The organism is Roseibium sp. M-1 (assembly GCF_054515675.1).
This window is the reverse complement of sequence record NZ_CM137257.1, coordinates 4,130,057-4,144,659: the sequence shown is the minus strand read 5'-3', so window position 1 is coordinate 4,144,659 and position 14,603 is coordinate 4,130,057. Positions and strand designations below refer to the sequence as shown.

Below are 14,603 nucleotides of genomic sequence, written 5' to 3'. Positions count from 1 at the left end.
ATTGGGAGAGGTCGGCGCGGCCGCGCCGGGTGAGGGGGCAGAAGCTCGTGAGTTCCGGAGAGGTTTGTCCCCTCGCCCCAACCCTCTCCTATCCTTACGTTTCGGGGGGAGAGGGAGTTGACCCGTGCCCTTTTCAGCGGCTTTGGGGCCGGCAAAGACAGACCATGCGGAGAACCACAGTGTCACCCCGGGCGAGCATCGCGAGACCCGGGGCCTACTCGTTTCCAGAGAGATGGGACAGGGCAGAACGTCTTCCGCAAACATCGCCCACATTCGCAAGTGGCGCTGCGAGTAGGCCCCGGATCTACGCTGCGCTTGTCCGGGGTGACTTCGAGGGGGGAGGCTTCGAAGGCGCGCGATCAGGACGTCGCGAATAAGCCGCCGCCCTGAATGCGGTTAGGAGGGAGTTAGCCGGTCTGGCCGGTCACCCAGCCTCCGGAGAAAAATCAGCCCGCGTTGAGGACGGTGACTTCTTCTTCTTTTGCGAGCTCTTCGGCGTCTTTCCTGTCGAGGGCGACGATCTTGTTGTCCGCGTCTTCTTCGGCGAGATCCATCGGCGTCAGGTCCTGCACGATATCGGTCTCTTCCGGCGCGTCCGTCTCTTCGGTGTCGTCCGAAGCTTCGAGCGTGCCGGTTTCGAAGTTGTCGTCCTCGTCGTCGAACGCGTCTTCCACATCGACAACCAGGCGGACCGCTTCGGCGGCCTTGCGCAGGGTGGCGATCACCTGTTCGACGTCGACCCCGTCCTCCAGCTGATTGGCGGACAGTTCCGCAAGGCTGGCGAGGGCCCGGATAGTGGCGGTGGATCTCGGTTCAATCATCATGCGATTTCTCGATCTGTTATCCCGGCATGTCCTATGCCGCGAGGTACTCCGGAGCATCCTGGGTTCGGAAGACCGCACGCAAGATGCTCTCATATTTAAGATCGATCAGCTTGTGGCCGGTCACCTGGGTCCAGTTGAACGACCGCCGATCTGAACGCCGCACTCGCAAGTCCCGGCAGGGCACGCCATTGCCAGAAAAATGCTTACCGCAGTGTTAAGGAGCAGCGTAAATAAAAGGTTAATGCCCGTTTACGCGGCGTCCCGGCCACGGATTTAACGCTCAGTTTTACAGCTGCTTACTTGCGTGGACTTGGAGCCGGGACGGGGACGGTGAAATCGAGCCCCTTGCGGAAGATCGATCCCGGCGACGTCTGGCTGACATCGACCGCGGCGCCCGGACGCTGGTCCGGCGTTTCCTGGGCGATACTTGCAGCCGCCGCGGGGGCGGCGGCCGTGGCCGTCTGCTGAAGCTTGGCGCGGATCTCGTTTTCCGCCCGGCGCACGGGGTTGGCGACCGGCATCGGCACGTCTTCGGCCGGCAGGTCCTCACCCGCGATCACGGCTTCCGGCTCGCCCGCATCGTCGGAAACGCCGTCCGAGTCGGAGGCGCTGACGGCCGGTGTGCCCTTCGGATTGCCGAGACCGACTTCAAGCGGCCTATAGGCAATGCGGCGGGGGCCCAGCGTGCGGTCGAGGATCTTGTTCCAGTCCGGCTTGCCGTTGGAAAGCGTAAAGCCGCTGGCGTCGAGCTTGTCTTCGTCCGGCTGTTTCGCCTTGCCGAAGAACAGGAAGCCGCCCTGCTTTTCCTTTTCCATGTCGAAGCGGGCCATATAGCCCTTCGGGCCGGGGCTCTTGTTGCGGCGGCAATAGCCGTCGGCCGGCGCGCTGCCGACGGGACCGGACAGCTGGGTGATCTTCTGGCCGCCGCGCTTGCGGAAGCCGTCGTCGAAAAGCTGGCGGGCGAAGGCGGTCCTCTCCAGGCCCGAGCCCGCACCCAGAACGATGCCGATCAGCGTCTTGCCGCTGCGTGTCACGGAGGCGGCGACGTTATAGCCGGAATTGCAGATATAGCCCGTCTTCATGCCGTTGGCGCCCGGCACCCGCATCAGGAATTCCCGGTTGGCGGAGCGCAGCGTCTTCTTGCCGAAACGCAGGCCCGGATGGGCGTAGAAGTCCCGCGATTCAGGAAAGTCGCGCCGGAGCGCCATGGCAAGGATCGCCATGTCCCGCGCCGTGGTGACCTGGCTGTTGTCCGGCAGCCCGTGCGGATTGGTGAACCGGGTGTCCTTCATGCCGAGGCGGTTGGCTTCCGCGTTCATCAAGGTGATGAAACTGGCTTCCGAACCACCGACGGCTTCCCCCAGTGCCACCGCGACATCATTTGCCGACTTGATCAGGATGATCTTCAGCGCCGTATCGACGGTAAAACGCGTGCCGACCTTGAAGCCCATCTTGCTCGGCGGCTCGGCCGCCGAATTGGCCGATTGCACCACCGCGGTGTTGAGGGTGATCCGGCCTTCCCGGATCGCCTTGAAGGTGACATAGGCCGTCATCATCTTGGTGAGTGAGGCCGGGTACCATTTGCGCGTGGCGTTTTCCTGCTCGATCACGGCGCCCGAATTGGCGTCGATCAGCACATAGGCGCCGATATCCGCCCGTGCCGGGCCCGCGGACAGGCCCGCGAGGAGCGCAGTCACGGTGAGGCAGACGGCAGTCAGACGGCCAATAGGGCTTGCAAACACGGTGTCCCTCGCTTGCCGTCCCGCGCAAAACCTCTCGCCCGTTCGGCGATGGCAGGTTGTGGAACGGCAGCGCCCATAAAAACCGGATCGGACCCCCAAGGGCAAGCCCCTCTGCAAATGAGTCCCACGCCAATCTTTTTGGCAATTGCTGAATTTTTAAGCAAAGCTTACGCTGCGTTGACGGTAAGCTGCGGGAATCAGGGCACTTTTCGTGCTGGCTTTGCGAACCGGCACCGGATGGCCGCCTTGGCCCGCCTCTTGCTAAGATTGCCGAGGGCATTCTGCCCCTTGCATCCCGGCAGGACCCGGGACCAAGTTGGCCGGGACCTGAATGGCCAGTGCCAAAGGGCCCGCGCCAGATGGAATAGAATATGAGAATGACGAAACGTCTCGAGACCCTCGGGGGACGGTCACTTCATGTATGATGCTGCCAGTGCATCGGTTTCGGTTGCGGACGCAAGGCCCATGCAGCGCGTCGACGGCGCCGCGCGGGTGCGATTCGCGCTGTCCGGCGGCACGACGCGGCTGGCCGATCTCTATCAGCGCGGCTCGGCGAAGATCCGCCTGCCCAGGGTCTATGACACGCCCGCCACCGCCGTCCTCATCAACACCGCTGGTGGCCTCACCGGCGGCGACAGGCTCGACTACGACGTGGCCGCGGACGCCGGCACACACGCAATTGTGACCAGCCAGACCGCCGAGCGCGCCTATCGCAGCATCAGCGGTTCCGCAAAAGTGACGGGGCGTTTTGCGGCAGGCGCCGGTGCGACCGTGGAATGGCTGCCCCAGGAAACGATCCTGTTTGAAGCTTCCGGCCTCCGCCGGTCGCTGCAGGCAGAGCTTGAAGGCGACGCCCGGATGATGATGGTGGAATCCGTGCTCATCGGCCGCAAGGCCATGGGCGAGACGGTCCGCTCGGTCTTCTTCCGCGACAGCTGGCGCCTGCGCCGCGACGGCAGGCTGGTCTTTGCCGACGACATCCGCCTCGACGGCGATCCGGCCCGTGCCCTGAGCGGATCCGCCACCGCTTCCGGCGCCCTTGCCTTTGCAACCTTTGCCGATTGTGCTCTTGATGCCGGCGACCGCATCGATCTTGCCCGGCGTCTGGTTGCCGATCTGCCGGACGGTTCGGCAACAGCCGCGGCCAGCGCCTGGAACGGCCTGCTGGTTGCCCGTTTCGTCGCGCCGGACGGCCGCGCCCTGCGTACGGCCCTGACCCAATTTCTGACCGGATACCGCGCGGCCCCGCTGCCGCGGGTCTGGTCCTGCTGATCTGGAGGACTTCTTAGATGAACCTGACGCCGCGCGAAAAGGACAAGCTGCTCATCTCCATGGCCGCGATGGTAGCCCGCCGCCGCCTGGAGCGGGGTGTGAAGCTGAACTATCCGGAGGCCATCGCGCTGATCACCGATTTCGTGGTCGAGGGGGCTCGCGACGGGCGCAGTGTTGCCGACCTGATGGCGGCCGGGGCCAAGGTGCTCACCCGCGACCAGGTGATGGAAGGCATCGCCGAGATGATCCACGACGTGCAGGTGGAAGCGACCTTCCCGGACGGCACCAAGCTCGTCACGGTGCACGAACCGATCCGCTGACCGATTTTTGAAGGAGAGACGCATGATCCCCGGAGAACTCTTCCCCGCCGCTGGCGAGATCGAGCTGAACAGCGGCTTGGAGACCGTGACACTAGACGTTGCCAATACCGGCGACCGGCCGATCCAGGTCGGCAGCCACTATCATTTCTTCGAGACCAACGAGGGACTTTCCTTCGACCGCGACAAGGCCAGAGGCATGCGGCTCGACATCCCCTCCGGCACCGCCGTGCGGTTCGAGCCGGGCCAGACCCGCTCGGTGACCCTGGTTCCCTACCGGGGCGGCCGCACGGTCTACGGCTTTAACCAGAAGGTCATGGGCGCGCTTTGAGCGCCGGGAGAGGTACCATGTTGCGTTGCCTTGCGGGAATTGCGCTGCTTTTCGCCACGGCTGTTTCGGCGGGCGCACAGGATGTCGCCGATTGCAGCGATGCCATGACTCAGCTTGAGATGACCCAATGCGCCCATCAGGATTGGGAGAAGGCCGATATGGAGCTGAACACGGTCTACAAGGCCGCCATGGACAAGATGCGCGCGACCGACAGCGATTTGCCGGATTACCTGAAGGGTGCGGAAGACAAGCTGCGCGACGCCCAGCGCGCCTGGATCCCCTATCGCGACAACGCCTGCGACGCCTACGGGTTTCTGGCCCGGGGCGGCACCATGGAGCCGATGCTGATCTATGGCTGCCGCGCCGATCTGACCCGCCGGCGGATCGGGGAACTGCAGGAACTCATTGTGGGGTTTGGCAACTGATGCGCGCGCACCGCCTGATATCCGCCGCACTTGCCTGCCTGCTGCCGGCCCTTGCTCCGGGCGCTCCGGCCTTCGCGCAGGAAAACGTCGACTGCGGCTATCCGCTCAACAATTCGGAGCGGACATACTGCGCCGAAAAGGCTCTCGGCGAAGCCGAGGCGCGCATGAACGAAGCCCTCGACCGGTTGAGAGCAAAGCTCACCGAGATGGATGCGGACCTGCCCGAGCATCTGAAGGGTGCGCCCGCCGCGCTGGACGAGGCCCAGGCCGCCTGGAAGGCCTATGCCGACAAGGATTGCGCAGCCTACAGCTTCCCCTTCAAGGGCGGCACACAAGGCAACGAGCTTTACCGCAGCTGCCTCATCGTCCTCACCATGAAGCGCACCGAGGACCTTGATGCGACCGTCGGGGACTATGCGAATTGACCCAGCCGATTTCCGTTTCGCCTTTGGAGACAAGTGATGGCCTATAAGATGCCCCGCGCCGCCTATGCGGACATGTTCGGACCGACCACCGGCGACAGGCTGCGCCTTGCCGACACCGATCTCATCATCGAGGTGGAAAAGGACTTCACCACCTATGGCGAGGAAGTGAAATTCGGCGGCGGCAAGGTCATCCGCGACGGCATGGGCCAGTCCCAGGCACCGCGCTCGGCGGGGGCCGTCGACACGGTCATCACCAATGTGCTGATCGTCGACCACTGGGGCATCGTCAAGGCCGATGTCGGCCTCAAGGACGGCCGCATCACCGGCATCGGCAAGGCGGGCAATCCGGACGTGCAGCCGGGTGTCGACATCGTCGTCGGCCCGGGTACGGAGGCGATCGCGGGCGAGGGCAAGATCCTGACCGCCGGCGCGCTCGACGTCCACATCCACTTCATCTGCCCGCAGCAGATCGACGATGCGCTGATGTCCGGCGTTACCACCATGCTCGGCGGCGGCACGGGACCGGCGACCGGCACCAACGCCACCACCTGCACGCCTGGGCCCTGGCATATCACCCGCATGCTGCAGGCGGCCGACAGTTTCCCGATGAACCTCGCCTTTGCCGGCAAGGGCAACGCCTCGCTGCCCGCAGCGCTGGAAGAACAGATCCTGGCCGGTGCTTGCGCCTTGAAGCTGCACGAGGACTGGGGCACGACGCCCGCCGCCATCGACACGTGTCTTTCGGTTGCCGACGAATACGATGTCCAGGTGATGATCCACACGGATACGCTCAACGAAAGCGGCTTTGTTGAAAACACCACCGCCGCCTTCCGCAACCGCACCATCCATGCCTTCCACACGGAAGGCGCGGGCGGCGGCCATGCACCGGACATCATCAAGGTCTGCGGCGAGATGAACGTGCTGCCGTCCTCGACCAACCCGACGCGACCCTATACGGTCAACACGCTGGAAGAGCATCTCGACATGCTCATGGTCTGCCACCACCTCGACAGCTCGATCCCCGAAGACGTCGCCTTTGCCGAAAGCCGCATCCGCAAGGAGACCATCGCGGCGGAGGACATTCTCCACGACATGGGCGCCTTTTCCATCATTGCCTCGGACAGCCAGGCCATGGGCCGGGTGGGCGAGGTGATCATCCGCACGCTGCAGACCGCTCACAAGATGAAGGTCCAGCGCGGCCGCCTATCGGAAGAAGCGGGCGAAAACGACAATTTCCGCGTCAAGCGCTACATGTCCAAGATCACCATCAACCCGGCCATCGCGCACGGCCTCGACGAGCACATCGGTTCGGTCGAGATCGGCAAGCTGGCCGATCTTGTGCTCTGGGACCCGAAATTCTTCGGTGTGAAGCCGGACATGGTGTTGAAGCTCGGCACCATTGCCGCCGCCCCGATGGGCGATCCGAACGCTTCCATCCCGACACCGCAGCCGGTACATTACCGGCCGATGTTCGGCGCCTTCGGCAAGGCCATGACCCAGAGCCGGGTCACCTTCGTTTCCCAGGCGGCCTATGACATCGGCGTGAAGAAAAAGGCCGGTCTCGACAGTCTCGTCCTGCCGGTCAAGAACACCCGCGGCGGCATCTCCAAGAAGTCCATGGTGCTCAACGACGCGACACCCGCCATCGAGGTCCATCCGGAAACCTACGAGGTCCGTGCCAATGGCGAGCTACTGACCTGCGAGCCAGCGGATGTCCTGCCGATGGCCCAGCGCTATTTCCTGTTCTAACTTCAGTCACAGAGAGTTTGGGAGAGGAAAAATATGTATAAGGTCATCGGATTTCCGCGCACCCGCGCCATGCGGGTGATCTGGTTGCTGGAGGAATTAGGCGAACCTTACGAGCTCAACCCGGCCCTGCCGCATTCGGACACGGTGAAATCCTTCACCGAGGACGGCAAGGTGCCGGTCCTGATCGCGGACGGGACTGCGCTGACTGATTCCGTCGCCATCTGCACCTATCTCGCCGACAAGTCCGGCAGGTTCACCTTTCCGGCCGGCACGCTGGAGCGGGCGAAACAGGACAGTTTCACCCAGCTCGGTGTCGATGTGCTGGAAGGCGCGCTCTGGACCGCTGCCAAGAACACCTTCATACATCCCGAAGACGTGCGTGTTCCCGCCGTGAAAGAGGTCTGCCGGATGGAGTTCGCCCGCGGCCTGAAGACCCTTGAGGGCCGGTTCGGCGATGGCCCCTTTGTCATGGGCGAAACCTTCACCATCGCCGACATCATCATCGGCCACTGCTTTTCCTGGGCAATCGCCGCCAAGTTCGAACTGCCCAAGGACGGTCCGCTCGCCGGCTATTTCAAACGCCTGAGCGGCCGGGCTGCCTTCCTTGCGATGATGGCAAAGGTCATGGAAGCCGCATGATCCGCGTTGACAAGATCCTTGCCGCCGGAACCTGGAGCGGCGAGCCGGCCGACAGGGTCACGCTCGACCTGGACAACCGCTATCGCCGCCGGGCGGTGCTGACCGGGGCAGACGGCCTGACCTTCCTTCTGGACGAACCCTCCGCCGTTCATCTGCAGCACGGCGACGGGCTGGAGCTGGACGACGGCCGTATCGTCGAGGTCCTGGCCGAGCCGGAAGAGCTTGTCGAGATCTTTGCCGAGGATGCGGCGCATCTCGTCAAGATCGCCTGGCATCTTGGCAACCGGCACCTCCCGACACAGTTGATGGGCGCAAGCCTGCGCATCCGCCGAGATCATGTGATCGAGGACATGGTTGAAAAGCTCGGCGGCCGGATCGTTCCGCTGTCTGCGCCGTTCGATCCGGAGGGCGGCGCCTATGGCCACGGCCGCACGCAAGGTCATGATCACGGCCATGCACATGGACATTCCCACGGGCATTCCCACGACCACGGACATCATCACCCCCATTCCCATGGTCATGACCACGGACATTCCCATGACTGAGGACCTGTCCCTGCCGGCGCTCTTCAGGCTGCAGACGTTCCTGTCTCCCGCATTCCCGATCGGCGCCTTCACCTACAGCCACGGCCTGGAGCAGGTGATCGATGAAGGTGCTGTTTCCAGCGCGGCGGAGCTGTCCTGCTGGCTGGAAGACATCCTGCGTTTCGGCGCCGGCCGCAGCGACGCCATCCTGTTGAAGGAAAGCTTCCGGGCCGCCAACAAAAGCGACACGCAGGCGATAAGTGAGTTGCGCGAGCTGGGCCTCGCCTTGCAGCCATCGAAGGAGCGTCACCTGGAGACGTGCGCCCTCGGCACCGCCTTCGCGGATGCCATCGCCAGGAGCTGGCTGCCGGAAACGCGGACACCGGCTGCAGATCTGTTCCGGTCGCTGGCAGCCGCAGATGACGAGCCCTGGCCCTATCCGGTGGCGCTCGGCCTCGTGGCCGCTGCACATGACCTGCCGGAGAGTGCGGTGCTGACCGCATTCCTGCATGCGTTTGCCGCCAATCTCATCTCCGTCGCCGTCCGTGTGGTGCCTCTCGGCCAGAGCGACGGCCAGAAGGTGCTGGCGGGTCTCGAACCCGTTATCTTCGAGGTCGCAAAGGAAGCGGCAGCAGCCGGCCTCGACGATCTCGGCACCTCCACCTTTCTCGCTGATATTGCCTCCATGGCCCATGAAACCCAGTATTCGAGGTTGTTCCGTTCATGAGTTCCAAAAACGGTCCCCTGCGAGTCGGCATCGGCGGCCCGGTTGGCGCCGGCAAGACCACGCTGACCGAGAAACTTTGCAAGGCCATGCGCGAGCGCTATTCGCTCGCCGTCATCACCAACGATATCTACACCAGCGAGGACGCCGAGGCGCTGATGCGGGCCCAGGCACTGACCAGCGACCGCATTCGCGGCGTCGAAACCGGCGGCTGCCCGCACACGGCGATCCGCGAGGATGCCTCCATCAACCTTGCCGCCGTCGCGGACCTCACCCGGTCGATCCCGGACCTGGACCTGATCCTGATCGAATCCGGCGGCGACAATCTCGCCGCGACCTTTTCGCCGGAACTGGCCGACCTCACGCTCTATGTTATCGACGTCGCCGCAGGCGAGGAAATCCCTCGCAAGGGCGGCCCCGGCATCACCCGCTCCGATCTGCTCATCATCAACAAGACCGACCTTGCGCCATACGTCGGTGCCAGTCTTGAGGTCATGGACCGGGACGCGAAAAAGATGCGCAAGGAAAGGCCCTTCGTCTTCGCCAACATGAGGGCGGGCGAGGGTATCGAAACCGTGGTAGAGTTCATCGTCCAGAAGGGTGGGCTGAACGGATAAGATACTTAAATGATTGCTGGCAGACAGGACGCCTGCGCGCATAACAATGCGCTCTGGTGCGATATGGTTTTGAAATCCGCTGGGGCGAAGACCGAATTTCACGGCGGTTTCTGGATCGCCCGGGAAAAGGTGCTGCCGCTTTATCCGAACATCGTCACGCTTTCCGCCAAACCTGCCGCCGACCTATATGGTGCACTAGACACGTTGCCCCAGGGGGCAGCGGTCAAGGACAGTTTCGACACGCTTGACCTGACGGCCTTCGGCTTCCGCAAGCTCTTTGCCGGCACCTGGCTGTTCCGGCCCCCCGTCAGCCAGAAGCGGCCGCCGATCAGTACCGACTGGCACAAGATCATTCATTCCGAGGGCTTGCGGAAGTGGCTAGCGGGATGGAACGGAAATGAAAGCCTGCATTCGGTCTTTCCGCCGAAGCTTTTGGAAAAGAAGACCGTCGATTTTGCTGCCGTGGTGAAGGACGGCACGATCAAGGCGGGCGGCATCTTCAACACCGGACCGAAGCTCGAGGGCAAGGAGGTCGTCGGCCTCTCCAACGTCTTCTGCCGGCGCAGCTGGCTTTACACAGCGCTCCACGGCCTGCTGGAACCCTATGCCCAGAAACCGATCTGCACTTATGAGGACGACGATAGCGTTCTGCCTGTCTACCGCCAGCTCGGTTTCGAGCCTTGCGGCCGGCTCGGGGTCTGGGTGAAGGGCTGACCACAGGCGCCACGCAACAACCGCTTGATTTTCCGGACTTTACCGACCACGCTCTTTGGCAAAACTGCGGAGGTTGCCCATGATGTTCGACGGTATCAACCTGATCGCGGTCGCCGCCGCCGCGATCGCTTCATTTGTTTTCGGTGCGCTCTGGTACACCGCTCTCGGCAAGCCCTGGATGAAGGCGGCCGGGGTCACGGAAGAGCAGACGAAGCCGGATCCGGTGCTTTTCGGCACCGCCTTCCTTTGCCAGGCGGTGCTCGCCTTCGTCTTTGCCGGGATCATCTATCATGCCGGCGAGACCACGATCCGTACCGGCATCATTTCGGCCCTGATGATCTGGGTCGGCGTCGTCATGACCACGCAGATCGTCAACCACAGATTTCAGGGCAAGCCCTGGAGCCTGACCCTGATCGACGGCGGCCACTGGCTTGGCGTGCTGCTTGTTCAGGGCATTCTGATCGGCTGGCTGAGCTGACGCGGACGTAAGGATCTACGGATAATTCCGTACAGAATTGAAGGTCTTAGGCCTTGCCATAGACCAAAGACTCGCCGACTAAAGTACCAAGTTTAGGTTCTGGACGCTTGAAGGGGTCATACGCATAATGGCCCCCGGCAAACAGGCTGCGGTGGGGGGAGTTTCCGCCGGCGGCCAAGTGTTGTTTCTGGGAGGTTTCACATGACTGAGTCCGTCTTTCCCGTTCCCGCGGACGTTGCCGCGCGGGCGCATGTCGACAATGCCAAATATCTGGAGATGTACCAGCGCTCGGTAGAAGACCCGGACGGGTTCTGGGGTGAACACGGCAAGCGCGTCGACTGGATCAAGCCCTTCACCAAGGTGAAGAACACCTCCTACGACTACCACAACGTTTCGATCAAATGGTTCGAGGACGGCACGCTCAACGTCTCTGCCAACTGCGTTGACCGGCATCTGGAAAAGCGCGGCGACCAGCCGGCGATCATCTGGGAGGGCGACGACCCGAACGAACACAAGGTCATCACCTATCGCGAGTTGCATGCAGAGGTGAACAAGTTCGCCAACGTCCTGCATGGCCAGGGTGTCAAGAAGGGCGACCGCGTCACCATCTACCTGCCGATGATCCCGGAAGCAGCCTATGCAATGCTGGCCTGCGCCCGCATCGGCGCCGTTCATTCCATCGTCTTCGGCGGATTCTCGCCGGACAGCCTTGCGCAGCGCATTGAGGACTGCGCATCCGAGTGCGTGATCACGGCGGATGAAGGCCTGCGCGGCGGACGCAAGGTGCCGCTGAAGGCCAATGTCGACAAGGCCGCTGAGAAAGCGCCGGTGAAGAGCGTCATCGTGGTGAAACGCACCGGCGGCGATATCGCCATGCAGTCCGGCCGCGACGTCTGGTATCACGAGGAAGCCGGCCGTGTTTCCGACCATTGTGAACCGGCGGAAATGAGTGCGGAAGATCCGCTCTTCATCCTCTACACCTCCGGCTCGACCGGCAAGCCGAAGGGCGTGATGCACACCTCCGGCGGCTACCTGGTCTATGCCTCCATGACCCATGAATATGTCTTCGACTACCACGAAGGCGATATCTACTGGTGCACGGCGGATGTGGGCTGGGTCACAGGTCACAGCTACATCGTCTACGGTCCGCTTGCCAACGGCGCCACGACGCTGATGTTCGAAGGTGTGCCGACCTATCCGGGGCCGGGCCGGTTCTGGGAAGTCTGCGACAAGCACAACGTCAATATCTTCTATACTGCACCGACCGCCATCCGCGCCCTGATGGGCGCAGGCGACGAGCATGTCACGAAGACCTCGCGCAAGTCTCTGCGCCTGCTCGGCTCCGTCGGCGAGCCGATCAACCCGGAAGCCTGGACCTGGTATTACAACGTCGTCGGCGACAAGCGCTGCCCGATCGTCGATACCTGGTGGCAGACGGAAACCGGCGGCATCCTCATCACGCCGCTGCCGGGCGCGACCGCGCTGAAGCCGGGTTCGGCAACGCGGCCGTTCTTCGGTATCCAGCCGGCCATCGTCGATGCGGAAGGCAAGTTCCTGGAGGGCGCGACGGAAGGCAACCTGGTGATCAAGGACAGCTGGCCCGGGCAGATGCGCACGGTCTATGGCGACCACGAACGCTTCGTGCAGACCTATTTCGCCACCTACAAGGGCCTTTACTTCACCGGTGACGGCTGCCGCCGCGATGGGGACGGCTATTACTGGATCACCGGCCGCGTCGACGACGTCATCAACGTCTCCGGCCACCGCATGGGCACGGCGGAAGTGGAAAGCGCGCTGGTCTCGCATCCGAAGGTTTCGGAAGCCGCCGTGGTTGGCTATCCGCACGACATCAAGGGGCAGGGTATCTATGCCTATGTCACGCTGATGGAAGGCGAGGAGCCGACGGACGCCTTGAAGAAGGAACTGGTCACCCATGTGCGCTCGGAAATCGGCCCGATCGCCTCGCCGGACCTGATTCAGTTTGCGCCCGGCCTGCCAAAGACCCGCTCGGGCAAGATCATGCGCCGCATCCTGCGCAAGATCGCCGAGGACAGCTTCGACAATCTCGGCGACACCTCGACACTTGCCGATCCGACGGTCGTCGACGACCTGATCGACAACCGCCAGAACCGCGATTGAGAAGAGATCGTCATTCTTGGAGTGAAAAAGCCCGCCGAACGGCGGGCTTTTTGTTTCAACCTTATTGCAACAGCTGACTCCCGTCTGACATGACTTTCGCTACATGGAGATGTAGATCGACTGGATTTTCCGGGCGATATTTGCAAAGGCGCCGATCAATTCGCTCGCGCTCGTTGCCTGGTAGTAGTTGCCTGTACTGGCGCAGGACTTCATGTTAAGCGCACCGGCAGAATTGTTATTGGAACCGAAATAGACACCAAACACCTCAATACCAGCGTCCCTCATACCTTCGCATAGTTCGCGCTGCGCAGTCGATGAATTATTGCTATAACTTTCACTTTCACTTTTTTGCTTCCATTCATTCAACGGAAAATCTTCATACTTCTTACATTTTCCGTTCCATTTCCACTCCGTACAGATTGATTGTGTTTCGACAAAATCATACCAACGGTTGTTGTCGCCGTCCGTCATGATGATGGCGAACTTGAGCACCAGGTCGTTCTCGTAAGGTTCCGGTTTGCTGTCGGACGGCCAGAGATTTGAGAAATTGGGCGACAGGCTGTTCCAGCCCCAGACCACACCAGTCTGCCCTGCCGTGCCCCCATTGGCTTCCAGATCCTCAATCGCGTCGGTCAATTCATCCCGATCCGCGGTAAGCGGGATCATCTGAGAGTCCTTGGAACAGCTATTGCTCCCGCCACCATAGAACGTATCCTTCGGTGGCGTTTTGGTTTTGGTGTAATAGTTGTAGGGATCGTCGGTGTAGCGGACGTTGTATTCATCCGACCCGTCATCATAATCCTGACGCTCCGTGACACAGACACTGCCGTCGGAATAGCCGTAATCCCCTCCCTTCACCTTGTCAGCATAGCTGCTGCCAAGATTGACGCCCTGGCTGTAGGGAACGAGCGAGATCCGCACCTTGGCGTCGTCTTCGTCTGTGCCTTCGGGAATGAGAATATCAACCAGGCCTTCCGAGGCATCGCGCAGCGTGTCCATGTCCCCGGACATGGATCCCGTGACGTCCACCACCAGAGCAAGTTCGACGTCGAAGCGGGAATAATTCACCTGGGAACTGGTGCCGAACTCGAATGTTTCCGGCCCGAGGTTCTTCTGCATATAGCCGCCGAAATCGATGAAGTAGTTGTTGAGCGTCGCTTTTGAGCTGACGGTGACGACGCCGTTTTCGGCATCGACCGTAAAATCGATATTGCTGATTGCCTCGTCGAGAAATTCCGCGCCGCTCAAGTTCGCACGAAAGGAATCCCCCAGCGCGGCGGTGATTTCCGCGTCTGTCATCACGGACGTCGACAGATCGGAAGCTACCGAGAGCGCCGCAGCATCGAGTGCGTAGGACAGTTTTTCGCGAGCATTCACTGTGCGAGCCACGTCGAAAGCAGCCCCTGAAATCACAATCATCATAATGACCATGACGCCAAAAATAGGTAATACCGAGCCTTCGCGCGCCGCACCCAGGCGCCTCAAGGTGTTTGTTAGCGAGTAGAACCCAATACTGTACATAACCGCCTCATGTTTTTGAGACTGTTACTACACAAAAGTGCCTATTTCCTTAAATGAACTCTTCGGTAAGTGTAAACAGAAGGTTAACAGCGCCCCATTATCCATGGAGTGCCGCCTTCGCACAGGATCGACATTGCTTATGAAATACTCCGGACGGAGCCT

16 protein-coding genes are annotated in these 14,603 nt (G+C 61.8%); 13 read left to right on the top strand and 3 right to left on the bottom strand.

Annotated elements, in window-relative coordinates:
• Window positions 1-446: 446 nt before the first annotated feature.
• Window positions 447-824 (bottom strand): hypothetical protein, encoded by a 378-nt coding sequence (locus ACX3M4_RS18770; protein WP_459354509.1) that lies wholly within the window; start codon window positions 822-824, stop codon window positions 447-449.
• A gap of 296 nt (window positions 825-1,120) precedes the next feature.
• Entirely contained in the window at window positions 1,121-2,566 is a 1,446-nt protein-coding gene (locus tag ACX3M4_RS18765; RefSeq protein ID WP_459354508.1) for a D-alanyl-D-alanine carboxypeptidase family protein, read from the bottom strand.
• Between the two features lie 417 nt (window positions 2,567-2,983).
• Between ACX3M4_RS18765 and ACX3M4_RS18760 the strand changes: the two genes are divergently transcribed.
• From ACX3M4_RS18760 to acs, 13 genes are all read left to right on the top strand, one after another.
• Window positions 2,984-3,838, top strand: a complete 855-nt coding sequence (locus ACX3M4_RS18760) for an urease accessory protein UreD (RefSeq protein WP_459354507.1) — start codon at window positions 2,984-2,986, stop codon at window positions 3,836-3,838.
• Between the two features lie 17 nt (window positions 3,839-3,855).
• Window positions 3,856-4,158 carry an urease subunit gamma gene (locus tag ACX3M4_RS18755; RefSeq protein WP_459354506.1) on the top strand — a complete coding sequence of 101 codons (303 nt, stop codon included), beginning with the start codon at window positions 3,856-3,858 and terminating at the stop codon, window positions 4,156-4,158.
• Window positions 4,159-4,180: 22 nt separating this feature from the next.
• Window positions 4,181-4,486, top strand: a complete 306-nt coding sequence (locus ACX3M4_RS18750; protein ID WP_459354505.1) for an urease subunit beta — start codon at window positions 4,181-4,183, stop codon at window positions 4,484-4,486.
• A 17-nt stretch (window positions 4,487-4,503) separates the two neighbouring features.
• The gene (locus ACX3M4_RS18745; protein ID WP_459354504.1) at window positions 4,504-4,911 is read left to right on the top strand and encodes a lysozyme inhibitor LprI family protein; all 408 of its coding nucleotides are present in this window, start codon (window positions 4,504-4,506) and stop codon (window positions 4,909-4,911) included.
• Window positions 4,911-5,336: a lysozyme inhibitor LprI family protein gene (locus ACX3M4_RS18740; RefSeq protein ID WP_459354503.1), complete on the top strand. Its 426-nt coding sequence runs from the start codon at window positions 4,911-4,913 to the stop codon at window positions 5,334-5,336. The genes ACX3M4_RS18745 and ACX3M4_RS18740 overlap by 1 nt, the downstream gene beginning before the upstream one ends.
• A gap of 36 nt (window positions 5,337-5,372) precedes the next feature.
• Window positions 5,373-7,085, top strand: coding sequence for an urease subunit alpha (gene ureC, locus ACX3M4_RS18735; protein ID WP_459354502.1), 1,713 nt, complete (start codon window positions 5,373-5,375; stop codon window positions 7,083-7,085).
• Window positions 7,086-7,118: 33 nt separating this feature from the next.
• Complete coding sequence (locus ACX3M4_RS18730; RefSeq protein ID WP_459354501.1) at window positions 7,119-7,724, top strand: glutathione S-transferase family protein; 606 nt, start codon at window positions 7,119-7,121, stop codon at window positions 7,722-7,724.
• Window positions 7,721-8,269: an urease accessory protein UreE gene (locus ACX3M4_RS18725; RefSeq protein WP_459354500.1), complete on the top strand. Its 549-nt coding sequence runs from the start codon at window positions 7,721-7,723 to the stop codon at window positions 8,267-8,269. The genes ACX3M4_RS18730 and ACX3M4_RS18725 overlap by 4 nt, the downstream gene beginning before the upstream one ends.
• Window positions 8,262-8,975, top strand: a complete 714-nt coding sequence (locus tag ACX3M4_RS18720) for an urease accessory protein UreF (protein WP_459354499.1) — start codon at window positions 8,262-8,264, stop codon at window positions 8,973-8,975. Before ACX3M4_RS18725 ends, ACX3M4_RS18720 begins: the two co-directional genes overlap by 8 nt.
• Window positions 8,972-9,589 (top strand): urease accessory protein UreG, encoded by a 618-nt coding sequence (gene ureG, locus ACX3M4_RS18715; RefSeq protein WP_459354498.1) that lies wholly within the window; start codon window positions 8,972-8,974, stop codon window positions 9,587-9,589. The genes ACX3M4_RS18720 and ureG overlap by 4 nt, the downstream gene beginning before the upstream one ends.
• Before the next feature lie 9 nt (window positions 9,590-9,598).
• Complete coding sequence (locus tag ACX3M4_RS18710) at window positions 9,599-10,303, top strand: hypothetical protein (RefSeq protein ID WP_459354497.1); 705 nt, start codon at window positions 9,599-9,601, stop codon at window positions 10,301-10,303.
• Between the two features lie 79 nt (window positions 10,304-10,382).
• Window positions 10,383-10,781: a DUF1761 domain-containing protein gene (locus ACX3M4_RS18705; RefSeq protein WP_459354496.1), complete on the top strand. Its 399-nt coding sequence runs from the start codon at window positions 10,383-10,385 to the stop codon at window positions 10,779-10,781.
• Between the two features lie 201 nt (window positions 10,782-10,982).
• The gene (gene acs, locus ACX3M4_RS18700; RefSeq protein ID WP_459354495.1) at window positions 10,983-12,920 is read left to right on the top strand and encodes an acetate--CoA ligase; all 1,938 of its coding nucleotides are present in this window, start codon (window positions 10,983-10,985) and stop codon (window positions 12,918-12,920) included.
• Window positions 12,921-13,019: 99 nt separating this feature from the next.
• Here the strand turns inward: acs and ACX3M4_RS18695 are convergent, their stop codons facing one another.
• Window positions 13,020-14,441, bottom strand: a complete 1,422-nt coding sequence (locus ACX3M4_RS18695; protein ID WP_459354494.1) for a pilus assembly protein TadG-related protein — start codon at window positions 14,439-14,441, stop codon at window positions 13,020-13,022.
• Window positions 14,442-14,603: the final 162 nt, after the last annotated feature.